We start from the raw sequence: 23,902 nt of genomic DNA on the forward strand, positions 1-23,902 counted from the left end.
GGGTTCGGGGGAGTCGGTGGGGTGAAGGCCTTGGCAAAAGGATCGTAAGACTATACGGTCGGACGAGGTCCTGTCTGTTCAGTCATCGTGTGACTGGTTCGCGGATGGGGCCTTGGCCTTCCAACTCGGATCGTCCGGCACGTTCCTGCCGGTTGAAAGGGTGTACCTCACCATGGCTGGTGTTACTTACGAAGCTGCGTCCTGCATCTACCCGGGCGCCGAGCGCCCCGCGGTCGATCAGCTCAACCTCGACATCCAGGACGGCGAGTTCCTCGTGCTCGTCGGTCCGTCCGGATGCGGCAAGTCCACCTCGCTGCGCATGCTGGCGGGCCTCGAGGAGGTCACCTCCGGCGAGATCCGCATCGGCGAGCGGGACGTGACGAACCTGCCGCCGAAGGACCGCGACATCGCGATGGTCTTCCAGAACTACGCGCTCTACCCGCACATGACCGTGGCCGACAACATGGGCTTCGCGCTCAAGATCGCGGGCGTGCCGAAGGCCGAGATCCGGACCAAGGTCGAGGAGGCGGCGAAGCTGCTCGAGCTGACCGACTACCTCGGCCGCAAGCCCAAGGCCCTGTCCGGCGGTCAGCGCCAGCGCGTCGCGATGGGCCGCGCCATCGTGCGTGAGCCCAAGGTCTTCCTCATGGACGAGCCGCTCTCGAACCTCGACGCGAAGCTGCGTGTGCAGACGCGTACGCAGATCGCCTCGCTCCAGCGCCGTCTGGGCATCACCACCGTGTACGTCACGCACGACCAGGTCGAGGCCATGACCATGGGTGACCGCGTCGCGGTGCTCAAGGACGGCCTGCTGCAGCAGTGCGACACCCCGCGCCACATGTACGAGCGGCCGGCGAACGTCTTCGTGGCCGGATTCATCGGCTCCCCGGCGATGAACCTGATCGAGGCCTCGGTCGTCGACGGCGGCGTGGACTTCGACGGCGCCGTCGTGGCGGTCGACCGCGACGTGCTCAGCCGGGCCGAGGGCGGCACGGTCACCGTGGGCGTGCGGCCGGAGTCCTTCGACTTCGTCGCCGACGGCTCCCGCGGCGGCATCAAGGTCCAGGTCAACGTCGTGGAGGAGCTGGGCGCGGACGCGTTCGCCTACGGCACCACCAAGACCAACGGCAAGGACGTCGACGTGATCGTCCGCGTGGACGCGCGCAACACCCCGGCCAAGGGCGAGGACCTGTACGTCGTGCCGAAGGCGGGCGAGACCCACGTGTTCTCGACCGAGAGCGGCCTGCGCATCTCCGAGTGAGATAAGAAGCGCTGAACACACCGGCGGCGCCCCTTCCGAGGAATCGGGAGGGGCGCCGCTGTGTGTCGGTCAGGTGCCGCTGGGCTGCGCGGGGTCCGCAGTCCGCCGAGAGGTCAGAGCCGGCCGGCCCGCTGGCGGCGCTGGGCGACCTCGTAGAGTGCGATGGCCGCGGCCACGCCGGCGTTGAGCGACTCGGTCGCCGCGGCGATCGGGATGCGCACCGTCAGGTCGCAGGTCTGCTGCACCAGCCGGGAAAGGCCCTTGCCCTCCGAGCCGATGACCAGCACCAGCGGGTCGGTGCCCGCCTCGAGCTCGGCCAGGTCCATCGTGCCGCCGGCGGCGAGGCCCACGACCACCAGGCCCTGCTTCTGGTACGACTCGAGCGTCCTGGTCAGGTTTCCGGCCTGGGCCACCGGGATCCGCGCGGCGGCGCCGGCGGAGGTCTTCCAGGCTCCGGCGGTCATGCCGGCGCTGCGCCGCTCCGGGATGACGACGCCGTGGGCGCCGAACGCGGCGGCGGAACGGATCACGGCGCCGAGGTTGCGCGGATCGGTGACGCCGTCGAGGGCGGCGATCAGCGGGGTCTCGGATGCGTCCTCGGCCAGCCGGAGCAGGTCGTCGGGGTGCGCGTAGTCGTACTGCGGGATCTGCAGCGCGACGCCCTGGTGGATGGCGCCGTCGGTGAGCCGGTCCACCTCCTGGCGGGTGACCTCGAGCACGGGCAGACCGCGCTGGGTGGCCAGGGTGATCGACTCGCGCACCCGGTCGTCGATGTCGATCAGCGCGGCGATGTAGAGGGTGGTGGCCGGGATCTGCGCGCGCAGCGCCTCCACCACCGAGTTGCGGCCGGCGATCAGTTCACTGATCTGCCGGTTGGCCTTGTACGGCACCTTGGGACGGCTCGTGCCGCGCCCGCCGGTGGTGCCCTGGGTCCGGCGGGTGGCCGCCACGGCCCGCTTGGCCGCCGGGTGCTTGGCCCGCTCGGTCGCCTTCGGGGTTGGGCCCTTGCCCTCGAGGCCCTTGCTGCGCTGTCCGCCCGAGCCCTTCATCGCGCCCTTGCGCGAGGAGCCCGACTTGTTGCCGCGTCCACCGAGGCCGCCGCCTTTTCCGCCTGCCATGTCAGCGGCCTTTCCGTGTCATTTGCGTGTGGGTCTTCGTCTCGCCACGTGTGTACGTGTCGTGCGTGGAGCTGCGCCGTCCGCGGGTGCGTCCGGTCGGCTCCGGGTCAGCTCAGGTTCCAGCGCGGGCCGGCCGGGGTGTCCTCGATCAGGACCCCCGCCTCGCCGAGCCGGGTCCGGATCTCGTCGGCTGCGCCGAAGTCCTTGCGGGCGCGTGCGGCCTGCCGCTGCTCGAGCGCGACCGCGACCAGCTTGCCGACGGTCTCGCGCAGCTCGGCCGCGTCGCCCGCGCCGGCCTCGGTCGTCCACGGCTCGGTGAACGGGTCGAGGCCGAGCACACCCAGCATCGCCCGGGTCTCGGCCAGCCGCGCACCGGCGGTCTCCTTGTCCCCGGCCGCCAGGGCCACGTTCCCGGCCCGCACCGTCTGGTGCAGCACCGCGATCGCCTGCGGAACGCCGAGGTCGTCGTCCATGGCCTCGGCGAACGCGTCCGGCACCCGCTCGTCCGCCGGCACCGGGCCGGCCAGCTCCACCGCGCGGGTGAGGAACTGCTCGATCCGAGCGTACGCCGTCCCGGCCTCCTCGATCGCCTCCTCGGAGTACTCGACCATGGAGCGGTAGTGCGGGCTGGCCAGGTAGTAGCGCAGCACGACCGGACGGTGACGCTTGGCCACCTGCTCGACGAGCAGGGCGTTGCCGAGCGACTTGCCCATCTTCTCGTTCTTCACCGTCACCCAGGCGTTGTGCAGCCAGTACTGGGCGAACGCGTCGCCGATCCCCTTGGACTGGGCGATCTCGTTCTCGTGGTGCGGGAAGATCAGGTCGAGTCCGCCGCCGTGGATGTCGAACGCCTGGCCGAGGTATTTGTGCGTCATCGCCGAGCACTCCAGGTGCCAGCCGGGACGGCCCGGGCCCCAGGGGCTCTCCCAGTACGGCTCGCCCGGCTTCGCACCCTTCCACAGGGTGAAGTCGCGCGGGTCGCGCTTGGCGTTCTTCGGGTCGGCGTCGTCGGCGCTGAGCATCTCGACCAGGCGCTGGCCGGAGAGGGCGCCGTACTCGGCGAAGGAGCGCACGTCGTAGTAGACGTCGCCGTGCGCCGCGTAGGCGTGGCCGCGCTCGATCAGCTCGGCGGTCATCGCGATCATCTCCGGGATGTGCCCGGTGGCGCGCGGTTCGACGGTGGGCGGGATGCATCCGAGCAGCGAGTAGGCCTTGGTGGCCTCGCGCTCGTACCTGCTGGCCACCCGCCAGTACTCGACGCCCTCGGCCGCGGCCTTGCGCAGGATCTTGTCGTCGATGTCGGTGACGTTGCGGCAGTAGGTGACGTCGAACCCGCGGTAGGTGAGCCAGCGCGTGAGCACGTCGAAGACGAGGCCGAAGCGAATGTGCCCGACGTGAGGCGCGCCCTGGACAGTCAGCCCGCAGCCGTAGATCGAGACCTTGCCCGGGACCAACGGGACGAAGTCGCGAACGCTGCGCGTGGCGGTGTCATAAAGGCGGAGAGTCACAGTCATAAGGCTACCGGGAGATCACCGCTGCTTTCACTCGAAATGGTGCGCACAGGCGCGCGAGGGGCCTACGGCAGGCGGTAGCGGCTGTCCGCGGTGCGCACTGCGAGGCCGTCGGTGAGCAGACCCTGCAGGGCGCGGCCGCGCTGGGCCTCGTCCGGCCAGGCGGCGAACAGGGTTTCCGCCTCGACCGGAATGTGCGCGGCGCGCAGGACGGCGAGCAGGGCGCCGCGGCACTGGCGGTCGGTTCCGGCGTAGGACTGGCCGCGGCGGGCCGGGCCGGTGTGCTCGGGGTAGCCGGACTCGCGCCACTTGCACAGCGCGGCCACCGGGCACTGCTCGCAGCGCGGGGCCTTGGCCGTGCAGACCAGCGCGCCCAGCTCCATCGAGGCGGCGGCCCAGGCCGCGGCGTCGGAGGCCTGCTCGGGCAGTATCCGCTTGGCCAGCTCGCGCTCGGCGGCGCTGACCGTGTTGGCCGGGTACTGCGCGCCGGAGTACGCGCGGGCCAGCACCCGGCGCACGTTCGTGTCCAGGACGGCGTGCCTGCGGCCGTAGGCGAAGGAGGCGACGGCGGCCGCGGTGTAGTCGCCGATGCCGGGCAGGGACCGCAGTTCCTCGTAGGACGCGGGCACCACGCCGCCGTGCCCGGTGGCGATCGCGGTGGCGGCGGCGTGCAGGCGCAGCGCCCGGCGCGGGTAGCCCAGCCGTCCCCACGCGCGCACGGCCTCGCCGCTCGACTCCGCGGCCAGGTCGCCCGGCTTGGGCCAGCGGGCGAGCCAGAGTTCGTAGACGGGCAGGACGCGGGAGACCGGGGTCTGCTGGAGCATGAACTCGCTCACCATCACGCCCCAGGCCCCTGCTTCGGGGTGGCGCCATGGCAGATCGCGCTTGTGGTCCCGGTACCATCCGACGGTGAGTTCGATCACGGACATGACCACATTGTCCCATTGTCGAACACGCAGGCCGACCAATCCTTCGTAGTGTGTCTCCGATGCCTTAAGGTGACGTCCCGTGGGTACCTTCCGCCACCCGGTAGGTCCGCTGCCTTCCTCGGTGTACTGGCGGCGGCGTCTCGTGGTGCTCGGGGTGCCCCTGTTCGTCGTCCTGCTCGTCGCCTACGCGTGCAGCGGCAGCTCCGGGTCTCCGCAGAACACCTCCGGGGCCATAGGGACGCACGGCACTGCGAGCCCGAGCGGTCCCGCGATCATCACACCGGCGCCGAACCAGACCGAGTCGGGCCCGGCCGAGGGCTCCTACCCGGGCGCCGGCCCCGGCGGGAACACCTCGGGCGGGAGCGCGACCGGGACGGCCGGCGCGACCGGCTCGGCGGCGGCCGGGTCCGTCGGCGGCGCCGCGGGCGGTACGGGCGGCAGCACGGCCGCCGGGACCGGCGGCGGTGGCAGCGGCTGCGTGCTCACGCTGAGCATCGCGCTGGACCGCACCTCGGCCTCGGGCCCGGTGACCTACCCGGCGGGCACCTTCCCGACCTTCAAGATCATCGCGACCGACTCCGGCACGGCCAACTGCACGGTGGACGTCTCCGGGCGCACCCTCGTGGTCACGGTCGCGGCTCAGGGTTCGAGCAACTCCGAGTGGACCTCGGCCACCTGCTCGGGCCAGAGCGATCTGCGTGTGCTCGGGCCGAGCGACGCGGCGACCTTCCCGGTGCAGTGGAAGCGCTGGGAGTCGCAGGGGCAGACCTGCCCGGTCTCCAAGCTGCCGACGGTCTCCCCGGGCGGCTACACGGTGAGCGCGACGGTCGACGGGGTGTCGGCGACGCCGGTCTCCTTCGTCCTGGATTGATTCCCACCGCCCCAAACCACTTGTATGACGACCTCGTCATAGGTCTATCGTGTCGGTGTCTACGCACGTTGGTAGGCCATTGAGTACACCGACATAGGGTTGGGGAACGGGTGTCCAATACGCGCCGCTCAGCGGCGGCCGGCCTCGCGCTGGCTATTTCAGGAACCTTCATCGCAGTGCCGGCCCAGGCCGACGCCGCCGCGACATCCGCGCACGTGGTGGCCAAGACCGCCACGACCAGCGCGCGGGCCACGCCCGCCGAGGGCGCGGTGCAGTCGAACTACAAGTCCTTCAGTTCCACCGCCAAGACCCCGGGGCAGACCCGGACCGCCACCGGCGGACGGTCGATCAAGGCGAACGCCTCGTCGAGCTCGACCATCTACGTCGTGGCCGACCCGGACCACTGCACGTCGGAACTCGGCACCGGTACCGCGGCCGACCCGTACTGCCTGCTGCAGTCGGCCATCAACCACGCCGTCTCCGGTGACACCATCGAGGTCTCCCAGCAGGACGACGAGCGGACCGCGTACGACGAGGTCCTGAGCATCACCGGCAAGTCCAACATCACCATCGTCGGCGTGGGCGACGGGGTGGGCGACTACGGGGACATGGCCTACGGCAGCGCCCTGTCCATCACGAACTCCTCGAACATCACCATCCGCAACATGATCTTCGAGACGTACGAGGGCAGCACGCTCGCTCTGACCGGCGGCGACAAGAACATCACGCTCGACGGCGACTACGTCCTCGAGGACTACGGCACGGCTCCCACCTTCGAGGTGACCGGGGCCAACTCCGGGATCGACATCACGCACACCTCGATCTCGGGCGGAAGCAGCGGCTCCTACGGCCTGCAACTCGCCGCGGGCTCCTCGAACGTCGTGCTGGCCTCGGACATCATCTCGGCCTACCTGGGTGTGTCCACGGCCGGTGACACGAACGTGGACATCGTGGGCAACACGATCCAGGCCAACTGTTTCGACGTGTCCGTCACGGGCACCTCGACCGGATCCTCGGTCGAGAACAACGTGTTCGAGCCGGCTCTGAGCTCGGCCGCCAACTGCACCGGTCAGGCCACGGCGGTCGAGCCGGACGTGATCGTCGACGCGACCGCGGCGGCCGGCGTCACGTCGGGCTACAACGACTTCACCTTCGCCGCCGGCAGCACCGCCGCCTACTCCTGGGCGGGCACGCCCTACGCGACGCTGGCCGATTTCCAGGCCGCCGTCACGCAGGGAGCGCACGACGCGGTCGACCCGACCGCCGACGCCAAGGTGTTCCTGGCCCCGGCGAACGTCAACGGTTCCGGCACCGCTCTGACCATGGACGCCCAGCCGGTCAGCACCTCGCTGTCCATCGGCACGGCGAACACCAGCGCTCCGGGCGCGCTCGCCACGGACTACTACGGCCAGGGTTCGTACACCGACCGCGGCGCGATCAAGTATGTGGCTCCCGCACTGGTCGCGGCGCTGGAGGTCTACCAGACCGGCGCGCGTACGGTGGAGGCCTATGCCGAAGGCTCCGTGGCTCGCAACGCGTACGCAACCTACACGTACAGCTGGGGTGACGGCACGACGACGGCTTCGACCACGGATGCCATTGTCACGCACGTCTACGCGCACCCGGGCACCTTCAGCGTGTCCGTCACGGTGACGGACGTGTTCGGTGACACCTCCACGGCGACGGTCTCGGCTCCCACCGGCGGCAGTGACTACGTGCCGGTGACCCCGACCCGTGTCCTCGACACCCGCAAGGGCCTGGGCACCGGTGGCAATGTCGCGGCGATCGGCCCCGGCAAGACGCTGGCGCTGACGATTGGCGGCGTGGGTTCGATCCCGAAGGCGGCGACGGCGGTCGCGGTGAACATCACCGCCACCGATGCCACCGCCGGCGGTCACATCAACGCCTATCCGGCCGGAAGCACCGCGTCCATCGCGTCGAACCTGGACTTCACCAAGGGTAAGAACGTGGCCAACATGGCCGTCGTGACGCTCAGCACCACCGGCGTGGTCGATTTCCTCAACGGCAGCGCGGGTACGGTCGATCTGATCGTGGACGTCTCCGGGTACTTCGTCACCGCGCAGGCTGACGGCTACAAGCAGATGGTTCCGTCGCGGATCCTGGACACCAACACCAGCACCGGCGGGCACAAGGGCGCGTTGACCCCGAGTGCCCCGATCAAGCTGAAGGTCGCCGGAGTCGGCGGGGTGCCCGCGGATGCGAAGGCGGTGGAGGTCAACCTGACGGTGGCCGGGCCGACGAAGTCCTCGCTGGTGGTGGCCTACCCGGACGGCGGCAGCGAGCCGACCGTCTCGAACGTCAACTTCTCCTCCGGCCAGACCATCGCCAACGCGGCGATCGTGCCGATCGGATCCGACGGCTACATCGACATCCGCACGCCGGTCGGCTCGAACCGGATGGTCGTGGACGTGGACGGCTACTTCAGCGCCAACCTCACCGAAGCCCCCTCCGCCTATGAGCCCTCGTATCCGTTCCGGGACCTGGACACCCGTGAGGGCGGCGGTCCCCTGCCGGGCTACTACTACGAGTGGCTGCCGCTCGGCCTCGACTGGTGGGGCAACCTGTACCCCTCGCCCGTGACCGGCATCGTCACGAACGTCACGGTCACCCAGGTGCTCGCGAACGGGGTCCTGACCGCGTTCCCTGACAACACCATCAACGGCTACCTCGACGTCCCGAACGCCTCCTCGCTCAACTTCACCAAGGGCTCGACCGTGGCGAACCTGGTGTTCTCCACGCCGGGCGGCGACGGCAAGGCCGACTACCTGAACAACAGCCCGAACAGCCTCCAGCTGATCGTGGACGTGTTCGGGTACTTCCAGTCCTCGTGATGCCGCGTCACCTGCACGGATAAAGCGCACAGACAGACAGCGAGGCGCCCGCCGGATCCACCGGCGGGCGCCTTCGCCTGTCAGGCCGTCAGACCGTCAGGTCGTCACGTCCTCGACGTCGGAGCGTCAGACGTAGCGCTCGAGGATGGAGGACTCGGCCAGCCGGGACAGTCCCTCGCGCACGGTGCGGGCGCGGGTCTCGCCGACGCCCTCCACCGCCTGCAGGTCGGCCACCGAGGCGGCCAGCAGCTTCTGCAGGCCGCCGAAGTGCTCGACCAGCCGGTCGATCACGGCGCCGGGCAGGCGCGGGACCTTGGCCAGCAGCCGGTAGCCGCGCGGCGAGGCGGCGCTGTCCAGGGCCTCGGCGCTGCCGGAGAAGCCCAGGGCGCGGGCCACGGACTGCAGCTCGAGCAGGTCGTTGCGGTCGAGCGCGTCGAGCTCGGCCAGGGTCTCGGGCACGGTGCGGGACTTGCGGCCGCTGCGCTCGATCAGGTAGTCCCGGGCGATCAGCTCGCGGTCCGTGTCCACGCCCGCGACCAGCTCGTCCAGCTGGAGTTCGAGCAGCCGCCCGTCCACGCCCAGTTGCACCACGTAGCCCTCGATCTCCACCGCGATCCGGCGGACCATCTCCAGGCGCTGCGCCACCTGGGCGACGTCGCGCACGGTCACCAGGTCCTCGATCTCCAGGGCGGAGAGGGTGCCGGCCACCTCGTCCAGGCGCAGCTTGTAGCGCTCGAGGGTGGCCAGGGCCTGGTTCGCCTTGGACAGGATCGCGCTGGAATCCTCCAGCACTATCCGCCGGCCCTGGTGGTAGAGCGCGATCAGCTGCATGGACTGGCTGACCGAGACCACCGGGTAACCGGTCTGCTTATTCACTCGTTCGGCGGTACGGTGCCGCGTTCCGGTCTCCACCGTCGAGATCGCCGGGTCCGGCACCAGCTGCACGCCGGCGCGTACGATCCGGGAGCCGTCCTTGGACAGCACCACGGCGCCATCCATCTTCGACAGCTCACGCACCCGGGTCGCGGAGAACTCCACGTCCAACACGAATCCGCCGGTGCAGATCGATTCCACCATCTTGTCGAAACCGAGCACGATCAGTGCTCCGGTGCGCCCGCGCAGGATGCGCTCAAGGCCCTCCCGCAGCGCGGTGCCGGGGGCCAGTCCGGCCAGCGTGGACCGGTGCAAGTCCTGGCCCGCGGGGTCGTTGGCTGCCATGCTCGACGCTCCGTTGCTTTCGGGCTTTTGCGGGTACGAAGTACTTTGCGGGTACGAAGTACCACGAGAGTCGGAAATTCTCTTCGGATTCTACCGGCTGATCATCTGATTCCGCGGGCCGGAATCCGCCGCGCGCCCCCGCTGCGCCCCGTCCGCCGTCGCGGTGAGGTCGTGCAGGGCCACGAGCGCGTCGGCGATGTCGGAGACCTCGATCACCCGCATCCCCTCCGGAGCCTTGGGCGACTCCCCGCCGGGCGAGGGCCGCGGCACGAGGGCGATCCGGAAACCCAGCCGGGCCGCCTCGGAGAGCCGGCGGCCGAGCCCGGAGACCGGGCGCACCTCCCCGGCCAGGCCGAGCTCGCCGAACGCCGCCACCGTCGGCGGCAGCGGGGCGTCGATCGCGGCCGTGGTCATCGCCAGCGCCACGGCCAGGTCCGCCGCCGGATCCACCAGCCGCACCCCGCCCACGGTCGCGGCGAACACGTCGTTCTTGGCCAGCGGCACCCGGCCGCGGCGTTCGAGCACGGCCATCACCATGGATACCCGCGAGCCGTCCAAGCCCGAGGTGGCCCGGCGCGGCTGCGGCAGCGGGGAGGGCGCGACCAACGCCTGCACCTCGCACACCAGCGGCCGGCGGCCCTCGAGCGTCACGGTCACGCAGGTGCCGGGCACCGCCTCGCTGCGCTGGGACAGGAACAGCCCGGACGGGTCGGGCAGGCCCTTGATGCCGGACTCGCGCATCTCGAAGCAGCCGATCTCGTCGGTCGGGCCGTAGCGGTTCTTCACCGCGCGCACCAGCCGCAGCGTGGAGTGGCGGTCCCCCTCGAACTGCAGCACCACGTCCACCAGGTGCTCGAGCACGCGCGGTCCGGCGATGTTGCCGTCCTTGGTGACATGCCCGACCAGGATGGTGGCCAGGTCGCGTTCCTTGGCCACCCGGATCAGCGCCGCGCACACCTCGCGCACCTGCGTGATGCCGCCGGCCACGCCGTCCACCTCGGCCGAGGCCACGGTCTGGACCGAGTCCAAAATGAGCAGGCCGGGCTCGACCGCATCGATCTGGCCGAGCACCGCGGCCAGGTCGGTCTCCGCGGCCAGATACAGCTCGTCGTGCAGCGCGCCGATCCGGTCCGCCCGCACCCGCACCTGCGCGGTCGACTCCTCTCCGGTCACCACCAGCGCCGGGCGGGACGAGCCGGGCCGCCCGGTCGCGGCGTACGCGGCGGCGACCTCGAGCAGCAGGGTGGACTTGCCGACGCCGGGCTCACCGGCCAGCAGCACCACGGCGCCCGGGACGAGGCCGCCGCCGAGCACCCGGTCGAGTTCGTCCACGCCGGTCGGCCTGGCCTTGGCCATCGTCGCGTCCACCTGCGCGATCGGGCGCGCCGGGGCGCTGACCGGGCCGGCCTTGACGGTGCGCGGCTTGGGCACGCCGAGCTCCTCAAGGGTGCCCCAGGCCTGGCACTCGGGACAGCGGCCGAGCCATTTGACCGTGGAGGCGCCGCACTCCGCGCAGCGGTAGCCGGGGCGGGCGGACTTGGTCGAGTTGGCCATGGCCGACACGGTAGCGGCAAGGACCCACAGCGCGGGGCGGGGCCTGCCGTGACGGACTCCACCGAATCTTTCTGGGCAAATCAGTGCGAATCAGGCGAGCGCGGTAACAGTTGGCACCGCTCAGTGGATTTCCAATCTGGTGATGGCTTAGCGTCCTGTGCCGTGAGCGACCGGGATTTGGTAGCCGCCCTTCGGGCGGGAGACCGGCTTGCCGCCGGGCAGGTCTACGACATTTACGGCACGAGGCTGTACGCGTACTGCCATGAACTGCTCGCCGATCCGAAACTCTCCGCGGACGCGTTGCGAGACACGTTCATCGTCGCGGTCAGCCGGATCCGAGAACTGGGTGAGCCCGAGGAGTTCGGGGCCTGGCTTTACGCGTTGGCACGCAACGAGTGCATACGGGTCGGTATCAGTGACGACGCCCCCGCCGACGCGGCCGGCGCGGCCCGTGGCGACCGGCTGGCCCGGCTCGCGCTGGACTGCTACTCGATGCTCGAGCCGGACGAGCGCGAGCTGCTCGACCTGGCCTACCGCCACCGCCTGGTCGACTCCGACCTGGCCCTGGTGCTCGGCCTCGACGAGTCGCAGATATCCAGCAAGGTGACCACGGCGCAGGCCGGCCTCGAGACCTCGCTGCTGGTGGTGCTGGCGGCGCGGACCGGGGACCCGAAGTGCGCCGAGGCGGCCGAGTTCGGCCGCCGCTTCGACGACATCGACGGCAAGGGCGTGCCCGGCTGGCTGCAGGGCGCCGCCCGCCACGTGGAACGCTGCACCATCTGCGGCGACGCCGTGCGCAACCGGCGTCCGCTGCGCCTGTTCGAGGAGCTGCCGCACTCGTTCATGCCGCCTGGCGTGCGCTCCCGGGTGCTCGAGGCGCTGCGCGACCCGGCCGGCACCGCCTTCGCCGAGCAGATCGCCGAGCGCGGCGGACGCTTCGACGAGGCGGGCTTCCCGACCGCCGGCGGCTCGAAGATCTCGCGCGGGCGCAAGTGGGCGCTGCCGCTGGGCGGAGTGGTCGTGGCGGCCGCCGCCGTGGCCGCGATCATCATGTTCCTCAACGGCAAGGGCCACCCGGCCGACGCCGCGGACACCATCCCGACCGGCACCTCCACGGTCAGTACGCAGGTCTCGGGCACCACGAGCGCGACCTTCAGCGAGCTGAGTCTCCCGAGCTCGAGCGCGTCGGGCAGCGCGTCGGCCTCGGTGTCGGCGAGCTCGTCCTCGCCGGTCGCGCAACAGCAGCAGAGTTCGAGTGCGCCGCAGCAGCAACAGAGTTCGAGTGCTCCCGCGCAGAAGACGACCCCGCCGACTCACACTCCCACGCCTACGCATTCGACGACCCCGCCGCATTCGGCGACTCCTTCGCCGCCTGCGTCCACCAGTTCGTCTCCGGCGGCGAGTGCGACACCCAGCTCTTCATCTTCTTAAAGCATTTCCGGATTTCCGGGGTTACGCCTCAACGGCGTCTTTCACTCGAACTGATGAGACGTCACCCCGGGTCCGGTCACTCGTGCGGGTGATTGCCGGTTAATACGGACGCGTATGTTCTTGACCCCGGCCTAGCGTCGGTCGGGTGAACGCTGACACTACTGGTAGAGGGCGTGCCGTCCTCGGCGGCGTGCTCGGCGGGACCGCGGGCGACGGGTGGGGTCGGGCCGCCGCGTACGACGCCTACGCGGACGGGCTGCACACCTACGGGCTGTGGTACCTGCGGGACCACGACGCGGCGGCGGACGCCGTCTACTGCGCCTTCGTGGCGGCCGACCGCAACCACACCACCCTCCAACAGCCCGAGCAGATCCAGCCGTGGCTCTACGCGCTGCTGCGCCGGGAGTGCCGGCTGCGCGCGGCCGAGCCGGACTCGCCGACGCCGGCCTCCGGGCGGCTGCGGCCGAAGGCCGACGGGCTCGGCGACTCCGGGGTCGGCGCCTCGCTGCTCCAGCTCGAGGGCAACCTGCGGCGGGCCGAATTCCACTCGCTGGCGTGGCCGGACGCCGAGGGGCTGGCGCCGGCGCACCGCGAGGTGCTGGAGCTCACCATCCGGCACGGGCTCGACAGCCGCGGGCTGGCGCTCGTCCTGGGGCTGCGCGAGGGGGCGGCGGGACTCGCGTCCACCCGCGGATTCGGGCTGCTGGCCGACGCCTGGCGGGAACTCGAACGTTCACTCGCCGCGGCGGCGGTGGCCGGCTCAGGGCGGGACAACTGCGCCCAACTGGCCGAGCTCACCTTCGGCTGGAGCGGGAGGCTCAACGCGACGCTGCGGGCGCCGTTGACCGAGCACGTGGACCGCTGCTCGCGCTGCCAGCACTACCTGCACACGGTGATCGGCACCCCGTCCGCGCCGACCATCCTGCCCTTCGTCGCGGCGCCGCGTGCGCTGCGCGACATGCTGCTCGGCGAGCTGTCGGACACCGACGCGGCCGCGGCGGCGGGCGTGGACCTGGTCGCGCTGGGACGGCGCTGCGGCTCCTTCGGCCCCGAGGGCTTTCCGGCCCGGGTCGATCTCTCCTACCACTCCGCGACGGCCGCCGGGGGGACGGCCGCCGCGGGGACAGGCGCTGCGGGGACGGGCGCAGGGTCGGTGCGCCCGCCTCGACGGCGGCAGGCGTCGGCACGTCCGCACCGGGCTCCGCGTGTGAGCCCGGCGGCGGACGTGCCGACGAAGGGCGCGGGCGACGCGCGTCGTCCCCAGCCTGTGGACGACGCGGCACGATCGGGCGGGCAGCAGGAGGCGGCGCAGACCAGGGCCAGGGTCGAGGCTGCGTCCCGGCCGGGCTCGCAGCCCCAGCAGCAGCCCCTGCCCCAAGCGCAGTCTCAGCCCCAGTCCCAGCCGCAGCCGTTTCCGGAGCCTCGGCCGACCTCGTCGCTCACGCCCATGCCCGGCACCCGCTCGACGCCGCGGCCCCCGGACGCCGAGGACCTGTTCCGGGCCAGCGGCAGCTGGGCCGAGCGGGTGCTGCCGCCGCGTGGCGGCCTGGGGCAGCGGTCCGAGGAGACCGGGCTGTGGCGTCCCGAACCCCCGGCCGTGGAGCGCGCGGCCGGGTTCGTCCAGACCGCCTCGGGCCGCTTCGCCACCCGGCTGCCGCTGCTGCCGCCGCTGAACCCGTCGAGACCGTCGAACCCGCAGAACCCCGCGAACCCGACGGCTCCGACGCCTCCGACGGCAGCGCCCGACGCCACCGGCGTCGACGCGGCGGCGACCGCGTCCGAGCCGGCCAAGGCCCGCCGCGCCCACCCCGGCGCGAACCGGCTGCCGCGTTACGCCAGGAACGGCGGCGGGTCCGCCGGGGCGCGGGCGCGGCACAAGGCGAGGCCGATGCGCCAGGCGGTCGTCTCGGCCATGGCACTGGGCGCGATCGGCGCGGTGGCGGCCGCCGCGGCCGCGCTGCTCGGCGCCGGCGGCGATCCGCACACGAACGCCGCGGCCCTGGACAACACCCAGCCCAACGAGGTCGTCGGCGGCGTCGGTACGCCCTCCGCGGCCGGGAGCGCGAGCCGCAGCGCCCTGTCGGTCACCGTGGCCACGAACGGCGGCGGCGCGGACCGCTCCGCCGGGCTCGGGCTGCCCGGCTCGCCGCTCGGCACCGGGTCCTCGCCGGCCGGTGCGGCCTCGCCCACCGCGGCGGCCGCGGGCGGCTTCTACGTGTCCGTGAACGAGCGCGACGGCGACCCGTACAGCGTGCAGATCCTGCTGCGCAACGCCGGGACCGCGCCGCTCGACTGGTCCGCCGCGCCGAGCGTGTCCTGGCTGACGCTCAGTCAGCGCTCCGGCACCCTCGCGCCCGGGCAGAGCCTGTCGGTCACCGCCACGGCCACCTCGGCCGCGCCCAGCGGGCAGTGGACCGCGCAGATCACCTTCCAGCCCGGCGGGATCGTCGTCACCGTGCACGGCGGCGTCGCGGCCGCGTCCTCGAGTACGCCGACGGTCGTGCCCAGCGGGGCCTCCTCGTCGAGCACGTCGGGTACGTCGGGCGCGTCCAGCTCGCCGAGTACAAGTGCGAGCGCGAGCGCGAGTGCCAGTGCGAGCCCCAGCGCCGGCGCCACGACGGCGCCCACCGGCTCCGCGTCCACGTCCTCGGGCACCTCGGCCGCGCCCGCGTCCGCCTCCGCCAGCGCGGCGACCTCGGCGTCCTCAGCCTCGGCTTCGGCCTCGGCCGGTTCCCCGAGCGCGTCGGCCCCGGTCCATCACCCTCGTCACTCCAGGACGCGGTAGAGCACGAAGGTGTCGGCCGCGGCCACCTGCTGGGCCGGGAAGCCGGCCGGCAGGGTCTCGTCGGACAGCAGCAGGACCCAGGTCACGTGGTACCGGGAGATCAGGGCCGTGCGTGCGGCCGCGGTCGTGTTCGGGCTCAGCAGCGCCTTCATGGCCGACGCGCGGACCTCGTCCTGCGACTCGGTGATCTCGGGCAGGTACCACGGGCTCGAGACGTTGTACGCGCCGTGCGCGGCGACCTCGGACTGGGCCAGCGGAATGTCCGCGAGCACCACGTCGGACGGCTTGAGGTAGCCGTCCAGCCAGGCCGCGTGCGGCAGCTGCTCGAGTCCGGCGTGCTGGCCTATCACCTTGACCGCCTCGTTGCGCACCGCCGTCGGCATCGCGGCCAGGAGTATCCCGGTCTGCGCCCACAGTCCCATCGCCGTCGCCAGGGCCACCGGCGCCATCCAGGCCGTCCGGACGCGGCCGCGCGGCAGCTCGGCGACGTGGATGGCCACGGCCGCCTGCGCGGTGAACATGACCATCGGCCAGCTGCGGCCGAAGGACCAGTGGCCGCTGAGCCAGCCCAGCACCACGACCGCGGCGACGCCGGCGAACATCAGCACCAGCGGGTCGGTCCGGTTGCGCCGCAGCCGCAGCGCGAGCGCCAGCAGGCCGGGGGTGGCGTACAGGTACCAGGTGTCGATGTGCGTGTAGAGCACGTGGTGGATCGGGTCGAGCAGGTGCAGCTGACCGCCGCCGACGCTCCACAGGTGGTAGTACGGCCAGATCGCGATCACCACCGCGCACACCGCGAGGGCGAGCGCCACGCCCCGCAGCGCGGCGCGCTCACGCAGCTCGCGGTGCCGGGAGACGAGGATCGCGGCGCAGCCGACCGTGGCGCTGATGCCGGTGAACTGGTGCACCAGCAGCAGCACGCCGAGCAGCGCGCCGAGGCCCGCGAGCCGGCGCGGCCGCAGCGTGCCCTTGTTCAGCCCGGCCCACAGGTGCAGTGCCAGCGCGGTGCCGATCGTGCTCGGATACGCCGCGCAGTCGCAGAACGAGTCCAGCGACAGGTAGCCGCTGAAGGTGATGGCGGTCGTGCCCCACCACAGCAGCATGCCGATCAGCGCCAACGGCGGCGCCCACCGCGCCTGGCTCAGGGTTCGAATGAACCGGTAGAGCCCGGACATCAGCAGCAGGCCGTTGGCGAGCATGGCGAAGCGGTACAGCGCGATCGGGCCGAGCCCGAACGGCTTGCCCAGCAACGCCAGCAGGACCGTGTAGGGGCTGTAGTAGGCGCTTCCGCCGCCCATCTGCACCACCGGGTTGCCCGGGTGCAGCGGGTTCGCGAGCAGCCGCCGCAGTACGGCGATGTGCAGTGTCAGGTCGTCGCCCCACGGCATCGGCCGCATCACGGCCAGCAGCAGGCCGGTCAGCAGCGCGCAGCCGATCACGTAGGGACGTTCCCGCTGGACGAAACCCGAGACCCGAGCTGTTATTCGAGGCCTGGGATCGGTGTCGGCGGGCGGTACCGGGGGCTGGGTGGCGGTCGACGTCGAAGAGACGGTGGTGGTCACTAGGGCGTACCCATCGGTGCGTCGGCTGCGGCCGTCTCCGGGCAGCACGACGGCAGCGGGCGCGCGGCCTCCCGGAGGCGTTCTGGATTGGGGCAGCCTACTACCGGCACCTGGGTCGCGATGCTCGGGTTCTGTATCGACCTCGTTACCGATCCCACCGGTCTCCGGCATGTCGCGCTCCCCTCCGGCCTCAGGCCTCGGGGTCCGCCGGGTGCACGGCCAGCGGCCGCGGCCGGGCGGCCAGGTACGCCTCGCACAGCTCGGCCAGCTGGTCGTAGGCCGGCTGCCCCATCAGCTCCACCAGTTCGGGCCGGTAGGAGAGATAGACCGGTTCGAACGCGGTGTGCGCCTCGGTGTTCCCGGTGCACCACCAGTTCAGGTCGTGGCCGCCCGGGCCCCAGCCGCGCCGGTCGTACTCGCCGATGCTGATCTGCAGCACCCGGGTCTCGTCCGGCCGCTCGATCCAGTCGTAGGTGCGCCGGATCGGCAGCTGCCAGCACACGTCCGGCTTGGTCTCCAGCGGGTGGCGCCCCTCGCGCAGGGCCTGGGCGTGCAGCGCGCAGCCGGCGCCGCCGGGGAAGCCCGGCCGGTTCAGGAAGATGCAGGCGCCGTCCACGACCCGGGTCTGGCGCTCGCCGTCGTCGTCGGTCTCGACCACCGCGAGCCGCCCGCCGCGGCGCACCCCCTGGGCGTGGAACTGCCAGGTCTCCGAGGTCAGCTGCTTGGCCGCCTCCTTCACCCGCTTCTCGTCGTCGGTGTCGGAGAAGTGCGCGCCGAGGGTGCAGCAGCCGTCGTCGGCACGGCCGGGCCGGATGCCCTGGCACCCGGACCCCCAGACGCACTGCCAGCGGGAGCACAGCCAGGTCAGATCGCAGTGATAGATCTGCTCGGAGTTGTCCGGGTCGGGAAACTCCACCCAGGCGCGGGGAAAATCGAGGGCTACTTCAGGCACAGCCCTAGAGCATAGGGGGCCTTGCGGCCAAAGGACCCCAAACCTCCGCGCGCGCCGGGTATACGCCACTGGTCGGCGGCCGTGGACCCGGCGGGTCGCGGCCCGGTGCACTAGTTTCGTGAGCATGCGATTGGGAGTGCTGGACGTCGGCTCTAACACCGTGCATCTGCTCGTCGTGGATGCCCATCAGGGTGCCCGCCCGCTGTCCGCGTCGTCACACAAGACCGAACTGCACCTGGTCGACCTGATCGACCAGGACAACCGGATCGTGGACGAGGGCCGCGAGCGTCTCGAGGCCTTCGTGCTCGAGGCGCTGCGCATCGCCGAGGACAAGGGCGTGCAGGAGCTGATCGCGTTCGCCACCTCGGCCGTGCGCGACGCGGAGAACGGCGAGGAGGTGCTGGCCGGCATCCGGGCTCGCACCGGGGTGGAGCTGAAGGTGCTGCCCGGACAGGCCGAGGCGCAGCTGACCTTCCTGGCGGTGCGCCGCTGGTTCGGCTGGTCGGCCGGGCGGCTGCTGGTGCTCGACATCGGCGGCGGCTCGCTGGAGATGGCCTCCGGCTTCGACGAGATGCCCGAGGTCGCCCGTTCGCTGCCGTTCGGCGCGGCCCGGCTGACCAAGGAGTGGTTCCTCACCGACCCGCCGGACGAGACCGCGGTGCGGGCGCTGCGGCGGCACGTGCGCGCCGAGATCGGCAAGGTGGTCGGCGACCTGGTGCGCTACGGCCGGCCGGACCGGGTCTGCGCGTCCTCCAAGACCTTCAAGCAGCTGGCCAGGATCGCCGGGGCGGCGCCGAGCACCGAGGGCCTCTACGTGCCGCGGCGGCTGTTCCGGGCGGACCTGTCCGAGTGGATCGGCAAACTGGCCCGGATGTCGAGCGCCGAGCGCTCCCAGCTGCCCGGAGTCTCGGTCGGCCGGGCCAAGCAGCTGCTGGCCGGGGCGATCGTGGCCGAGGCGGCGATCGACCTGTTCGAGTCCGAGGTGGCGGACATCTCGCCGTGGGCGCTGCGCGAGGGGATCATCCTGCGCCGGCTCGACGGGCTGCCGGAGGAGTGGATCTGACCGGGCGGATGTGATCTTGGACACGGCTCGGACGTCGGAGCGCACCTGAGCTACGCTCAGAGCGTGACATGGGCAGTGAGCGGCAGCGGCGCGGTGGAGCAGGTGTCCATGCCCAAGGTTGCGCTCTCCACCATCTCGGTCTACCCGGAGAACACCGCCACCGGCTTCGCCACCGCACAGCGGCTGGGCTACGACGGGGTCGAGGTCATGGTCACGAACGACCCGGTGAGCCAGTCCATCGACTCGCTGCGGCGGCTGCGCGACGGACTCGGAGTGCCGATCCTGGCCGTGCACGCGCCCTGTCTGTTCTGGCTCAACCTGCAGCGGGTCTGGGGTACCGACCCGTGGGGCAAGCTGGTCAAGGCCCGGATGGTGGCCGAGGAGCTCGGCGCCTCCACCGTGGTGGTGCACCCGCCCTTCGTCTGGCAGGGCAAGTACGCGAACGAGTTCGTCACCGGACTCAAGCGGATGCAGACCGAGACCGGCATCAGGTTCGCCGTGGAGAACATGTACCCGTGGCGGGCGAGCGCGCCGCTGGTGGGCGAGCGGCGGGTGGAGGCCTACTCCCCGGGCTGGGACCCGACCGAGGAGGACTACCCGCACTTCACCCTGGACCTGTCGCACTCGGCCACCTCGCGGGTGGACACGATGGGCATGCTGGGGCGGATGGGTTCGCGCCTGGCGCACCTGCACCTGGCCGACGGTTCGGGCTCGAACGCGGACGAGCACCTGGTGCCGGGCCGCGGGCGCCAGCCCTGCTCCGCGGTGCTCGGCCTGTTGGGGCGCAACGGTTTCGACGGCAACATCGTGCTCGAAGTCAACACCCGCAGAGCGGTGGACCAGGAGGCCAGGGACGCCGACCTGCGCGAGGCCCTGGTGTACGCGCGCCGGCACCTGGTGCTCGGCGGGGTGGGCGACGGGCGCGAAGCGAAGCAGATCACTGTTTAGGGCAGGCCGTAGCCGGACGGCCGCGCACGGCCGCCGGGACGAGGACGAACGGGAGCGGTACATGGGTCAGCGGATCGCCGTGCTCGGCACCGGGAAGATGGGCGAGGCCCTGGTCTCCGGCGTGCTCCGGGCGGGCAAGCCGGTGGACGAGGTGCTGGTGACCACGCGCCGGGCCGAGCGGGCGGCGGAGCTCACCGCGCGCTACGGGGTGGCCGCGGTGTCCAACCGCGAGGCGGCGAAGGAGGCCGACACGCTGATCCTCACGGCCAAGCCGCAGGACATGGGCGCGCTGCTGGCGGAGCTGGCCGGGCACGTCCCGGCCGACCGGCTGGTGATCTCCGGCGCGGCCGGGATCACCACCGGGTTCGTCTCGCAGCACCTCGGGGTCGAGGGCGCGGCCGTGGTGCGGGTGATGACCAACACGCCGGTGCTGGTGGACGAGGCGATGTCGGCGATCTCCGCGGGCCCGCACGCCGGCGAGGAGCACCTGGCGCGCACCGAGGAGATCTTCCGGCTGGTCGGCAAGACGATCCGGGTGCCCGAGGCGCAGCAGGACGCGGTCACCGCACTCTCCGGCTCGGGACCGGCGTACTTCTACTTCCTGGTCGAGGCGATGGTGGACGCGGGCATCCTGCTCGGCCTGCCCCGGGCCACCGCGCACGAGCTGATCGTGCAGTCGGCCGTGGGCGCGGGCGTGATGCTGCGCGACTCCGGCGAGCACCCGGTGAAGCTGCGCGAGGCGGTGACCTCGCCCGCGGGCACCACGATCGCGGCGATCCGCGAGCTCGAGCGGCACGGAGTGCGCGCGGCCCTGCTCGAGGCGCTCGAGGCGGCGCGCAACCGCTCGCAGGAGCTGGCCTCCGGCAGCTGAGGGCCTCGTGCGGGGCCCGGTGGCCTGGCCCCGCGAAGGTCAATATGAACCAGGGATCACATTTGGATGAAGCCTCTTCCGCCTGGTAGCCCAACGTGCGTACGCTGACGCGACCGGCGAGCAAGGAGGCACGAAGGTGGCGAAGACGGAGGCATCGGCGTCGACGCCGAGCGCGGGGGCGATCGCCCCGGTGCTGCGGCGCGCCCGAGTGGCCGGGTTCGTGGCCTTCGGGGCCCAGGGGTTCGCGTTCTCGCTGCTCACCAGCGAGGTCGCCAACATCCAGAGCAGGCTCGGGATCGACGACGGGACGCTCTCGATCCTGCTCGCCGTGGTCCCGGTGATCGCCGGGGTCGGCTCGGTCACCGCCGGGTTCCTGGTCGGGCGCTACAGCTCCTCCACGGTGCTGCGGGTGGCCCAGGTGCTGGTGCCGTTTTCCATACTGCTGGCCGGCTACGCCTCCTCGTTCGGCGTCATGCTGCCGGTGCTCGCACTGTTCGGACTGACCGTCGGCGCGGTGGACGCGACCACCAACATGCAGGCGGTGGCGCTGCAGAAGCGCTACGGCCGCTCGATCATCCTGTCCTTCCACGGCTGCTGGGCGCTCGGCGCGTTCGTCGGCTCGGCCGCCGCCTCGCTCACCGCGCGCTTCGACGGCAAGGTCTACAGCAACCTGTATCTGGCCTCGACCATCCTGGTGGTGCCGGTGCTGCTGGCCTTCGGGCCCCGGCTGCTGCGCGGCATCGGCGACGAGACGCTCACCGCCGAGGCCAAGACGATCAAGATCCCGTGGAAGCCGATGGGCGCGATCTGCGTCGTCATCGCACTGGCCTACCTGGGCGACTCCACCGTCTCGAGCGCGGGCGGGGTGTACATGGAGAAGGAGCTGATGGCGCACGGCTGGCAGTACACCGCCGTCTACGCCGTCTACTCGGTGCCGCTGATGATCGGCCGCTTCTCCGGTGACAAGCTCACCGACCGCTTCGGCGGGGTGCTGATCGCCCGGATCGCCGCGGTCTGCGCGGTGCTCGGCTTCCTGCTGGTGTGCGTGGCGCCGGACGCCTGGGTGGCGCTGGGCGGATTCGCCGTGGTGGGCCTCGGCATCTCGGTCATGGCCCCGCTCACCTTCGCCGCGGCCGGCCGGCTCGACCCGCACGAGACCGGGATCGCGGTGGCCCGGCTGAACGTCTTCAACTACGTCGGCTTCCTGCTCGGCGCCCCGCTGCTGACCAGCCTCTGGCAGGCCGGACTGCCCTACCGCCCGGGCTGGTTGATCCCGGCGGTTCTCGCGGTACTGATGTTCGTGTTCGCCTACGGCTTCGACACGCGGCGCACGGTGGCGTAGCCCACAGTCCGGCTTCCCCGGTCATCCCGCCGCGCCGCGCGCGCGGCGGCTACAGTCGGAAGCATGGACACCGTGGACCGCCCCGACCTGGTCCGGCACCTTGTGCACAGCCGGATCGCGGGCGAGGTGGCCACGCCGCGGGAGAACAACCTGCTGCACTACCGCCTGATGGCCGACCGCGATCCGCACTACCTGCTCGGGCTCGACCCCTCGCCCGGCTGGAGCGCCGAGTCCGTACTCGAGCTGATGGTCCGCCGGGTGGGCGTGGGCGCAGACCCGCGCCGCCGCTTCGGCGTGGACACCATCGACCCGGAACTGGTGGCGGACGCGCTCGAGCGCTACGCCGACCGGCTGGCCGGCGCGGCGCTGCGGCGCGAGACCGTGCTGCTGGCCACCGGGCACCCGGCCAGCCTGGCACGGGCCTACCAGAGCTTCGCCGACGCGCTGCGCGGCTACGGCTGCCGGATCCTGTGCGCGGGCGCCGGCTGGTCCTACGAGGCCCCTGGACGCTACGGCCCGCGGCGGCTGACCGTCGGCTACACCGGCGACGTGGCCGCGCTCGAGGACGCCGAGGGCCCGGTGCACAGCCACTCCCCGCGCCCGATCCGGGCCACCTTCGCGGCCCTGGCCGAGGCTGGGCACTGCCTGCCGGACCTGGTCATCGCGGACCACGGCTGGTGCGGCGGGGCGGCGCAGGCGGGCGCCGACGCGGTCGGGTTCGCCGACTGCAACGACCCGGCGCTGTTCGTGGGCGAGGCCGAGGGCGTGGTCCGGGTGGCGGTGCCGCTGGACGACGGACTCGCCCCCGAGCTCTACGACCCGCTGGCCGACTATGTGCTCGCCCGGGTGGCCCGCGCCGTACGCGTCGTCACAGGATCCTGACCAACCAGACGCCCACGAAGGGTGCTGAGATCGGCTCCGGCAACACCGATTCGCCGGTAGTGCAACGGTTTCACCTGATTGCCGCTCTGCCGAAAACCTCCCTTTTTCTGCCTAAGGCCTCCCCTTCCACACCTGACCCAACTACGCTTAGGAACGACGCGCACACGTGGGGGTCACCGCCCTCCGGTGCGGATTGCGCAAGTTCTGCGATGCCTACGACGACAGCCACGAATGTGGAGCCCCTATGACCGATTCAGACACAGCACGCACCAACCGGCCGATCCTCGGCGGCGACATCGACCTGAGCGACATGGCCTTCCTCACGGTGGCCGAGGTGGCCGGGGTGATGCGGGTCTCGAAGATGACGGTCTACCGGATGGTCCACTCCGGCGAACTCCCCGCGGTGCGAGTGGGCCGATCCTTCCGAGTGCCGGCCAAGGCGGTGCGGGAGTACCTCTCGGCCGCCTACGTCGAGACCTCCTGAGCGGTTCGGAAGGAAGCTCCCTCGAGCTCTCTCCCCTCTTTCTGACCTCTTCCTGAGCTCTCGCTTTCCCAGCAGTGGCTGCGGACGGGTACCCTGGTCTCCCTGTTCCATGTCCGCAGCACCTGCTGCTCGAAGTTAAGAAGTGAGCGAGGGACCCCCGTGGGCTCTGTCATCAAGAAGCGCCGCAAGCGTATGGCCAAGAAGAAGCACCGCAAGCTGCTGAAGAAGACGCGCATCCAGCGTCGCAACAAGAAGTAGCCCGGCGCTC

General features: G+C 71.5%; 19 protein-coding genes. 12 read left to right on the top strand and 7 right to left on the bottom strand.

The window, feature by feature from the left end; translation table 11 throughout:
- Positions 1–172 precede the first annotated feature (172 nt).
- A complete protein-coding gene (locus KDL01_RS03340; protein ID WP_212526814.1) occupies positions 173–1,261 on the top strand; it encodes an ABC transporter ATP-binding protein in 1,089 nt (362 codons plus the stop codon).
- 113 nt (positions 1,262–1,374) lie between these two features.
- Here the strand turns inward: KDL01_RS03340 and rlmB are convergent, their stop codons facing one another.
- From rlmB to KDL01_RS03355, 3 genes are all read right to left on the bottom strand, one after another.
- Positions 1,375–2,379: a 23S rRNA (guanosine(2251)-2'-O)-methyltransferase RlmB gene (rlmB, locus tag KDL01_RS03345; RefSeq protein ID WP_212526815.1), complete on the bottom strand. Its 1,005-nt coding sequence runs from the start codon at positions 2,377–2,379 to the stop codon at positions 1,375–1,377.
- A 107-nt stretch (positions 2,380–2,486) separates the two neighbouring features.
- Positions 2,487–3,887 (bottom strand): cysteine--tRNA ligase, encoded by a 1,401-nt coding sequence (gene cysS / locus KDL01_RS03350; RefSeq protein ID WP_212526816.1) that lies wholly within the window; start codon positions 3,885–3,887, stop codon positions 2,487–2,489.
- A gap of 68 nt (positions 3,888–3,955) precedes the next feature.
- Positions 3,956–4,819: an iron-sulfur binding domain-containing protein gene (locus tag KDL01_RS03355; protein ID WP_246575897.1), complete on the bottom strand. Its 864-nt coding sequence runs from the start codon at positions 4,817–4,819 to the stop codon at positions 3,956–3,958.
- Between the two features lie 79 nt (positions 4,820–4,898).
- On the opposite strand from KDL01_RS03355, the gene KDL01_RS03360 reads away from it, so the two are divergent.
- Both KDL01_RS03360 and KDL01_RS45070 read left to right on the top strand, forming a co-directional pair.
- The gene (locus tag KDL01_RS03360) at positions 4,899–5,690 is read left to right on the top strand and encodes a hypothetical protein (protein ID WP_212526818.1); all 792 of its coding nucleotides are present in this window, start codon (positions 4,899–4,901) and stop codon (positions 5,688–5,690) included.
- Positions 5,691–5,800: 110 nt separating this feature from the next.
- Positions 5,801–8,542 carry a PKD domain-containing protein gene (locus KDL01_RS45070; RefSeq protein ID WP_212526819.1) on the top strand — a complete coding sequence of 914 codons (2,742 nt, stop codon included), beginning with the start codon at positions 5,801–5,803 and terminating at the stop codon, positions 8,540–8,542.
- A gap of 126 nt (positions 8,543–8,668) precedes the next feature.
- Here the strand turns inward: KDL01_RS45070 and disA are convergent, their stop codons facing one another.
- On the bottom strand, positions 8,669–9,760 hold the full coding sequence (disA, locus tag KDL01_RS03370) for a DNA integrity scanning diadenylate cyclase DisA (protein WP_212526820.1): 1,092 nt from the start codon (positions 9,758–9,760) through the stop codon (positions 8,669–8,671).
- A gap of 90 nt (positions 9,761–9,850) precedes the next feature.
- On the bottom strand, positions 9,851–11,314 hold the full coding sequence (gene radA / locus KDL01_RS03375; protein WP_212526821.1) for a DNA repair protein RadA: 1,464 nt from the start codon (positions 11,312–11,314) through the stop codon (positions 9,851–9,853).
- Positions 11,315–11,476: 162 nt separating this feature from the next.
- Here radA and KDL01_RS03380 point away from each other — a divergent pair, with 162 nt between their 5' ends.
- Together KDL01_RS03380 and KDL01_RS45075 are read left to right on the top strand one after the other, a co-directional pair.
- Positions 11,477–12,745: an RNA polymerase sigma factor gene (locus KDL01_RS03380; RefSeq protein WP_212526822.1), complete on the top strand. Its 1,269-nt coding sequence runs from the start codon at positions 11,477–11,479 to the stop codon at positions 12,743–12,745.
- Positions 12,746–12,935: 190 nt separating this feature from the next.
- Entirely contained in the window at positions 12,936–15,530 is a 2,595-nt protein-coding gene (locus KDL01_RS45075) for a BACON domain-containing protein (protein WP_212526823.1), read from the top strand.
- Here the strand turns inward: KDL01_RS45075 and KDL01_RS03390 are convergent.
- The gene (locus tag KDL01_RS03390; RefSeq protein WP_212526824.1) at positions 15,512–16,969 is read right to left on the bottom strand and encodes a putative glycosyltransferase family protein; all 1,458 of its coding nucleotides are present in this window, start codon (positions 16,967–16,969) and stop codon (positions 15,512–15,514) included. The genes KDL01_RS45075 and KDL01_RS03390 overlap by 19 nt on opposite strands.
- Before the next feature lie 313 nt (positions 16,970–17,282).
- Positions 17,283–18,044, bottom strand: coding sequence for a DUF3109 family protein (locus KDL01_RS03395; RefSeq protein WP_212526825.1), 762 nt, complete (start codon positions 18,042–18,044; stop codon positions 17,283–17,285).
- 124 nt (positions 18,045–18,168) lie between these two features.
- Between KDL01_RS03395 and KDL01_RS03400 the strand changes: the two genes are divergently transcribed.
- The 7 genes from KDL01_RS03400 to KDL01_RS03430 all read left to right on the top strand — a co-directional run bounded on the left by KDL01_RS03400 (position 18,169) and on the right by KDL01_RS03430 (position 23,892).
- A complete protein-coding gene (locus KDL01_RS03400) occupies positions 18,169–19,107 on the top strand; it encodes a Ppx/GppA family phosphatase (protein WP_212526868.1) in 939 nt (312 codons plus the stop codon).
- Positions 19,108–19,215: 108 nt separating this feature from the next.
- A complete protein-coding gene (locus KDL01_RS03405; protein WP_212526869.1) occupies positions 19,216–20,055 on the top strand; it encodes a sugar phosphate isomerase/epimerase family protein in 840 nt (279 codons plus the stop codon).
- A gap of 61 nt (positions 20,056–20,116) precedes the next feature.
- Positions 20,117–20,926 (top strand): pyrroline-5-carboxylate reductase, encoded by an 810-nt coding sequence (gene proC / locus KDL01_RS03410; protein ID WP_212526826.1) that lies wholly within the window; start codon positions 20,117–20,119, stop codon positions 20,924–20,926.
- Between the two features lie 136 nt (positions 20,927–21,062).
- Positions 21,063–22,268: an MFS transporter gene (locus KDL01_RS45080; protein ID WP_212526827.1), complete on the top strand. Its 1,206-nt coding sequence runs from the start codon at positions 21,063–21,065 to the stop codon at positions 22,266–22,268.
- A 63-nt stretch (positions 22,269–22,331) separates the two neighbouring features.
- The gene (locus KDL01_RS03420) at positions 22,332–23,150 is read left to right on the top strand and encodes a phosphatase (protein WP_212526828.1); all 819 of its coding nucleotides are present in this window, start codon (positions 22,332–22,334) and stop codon (positions 23,148–23,150) included.
- 310 nt (positions 23,151–23,460) lie between these two features.
- Complete coding sequence (locus tag KDL01_RS03425; RefSeq protein ID WP_211244738.1) at positions 23,461–23,634, top strand: helix-turn-helix domain-containing protein; 174 nt, start codon at positions 23,461–23,463, stop codon at positions 23,632–23,634.
- Between the two features lie 159 nt (positions 23,635–23,793).
- Positions 23,794–23,892 (top strand): 30S ribosomal protein bS22, encoded by a 99-nt coding sequence (locus KDL01_RS03430; RefSeq protein WP_018654693.1) that lies wholly within the window; start codon positions 23,794–23,796, stop codon positions 23,890–23,892.
- Positions 23,893–23,902: the final 10 nt, after the last annotated feature.

Origin of the sequence: Actinospica durhamensis, assembly GCF_018139695.1 — a bacterium.
GTDB lineage: Bacteria > Actinomycetota > Actinomycetes > Streptomycetales > Catenulisporaceae > Actinospica > Actinospica durhamensis.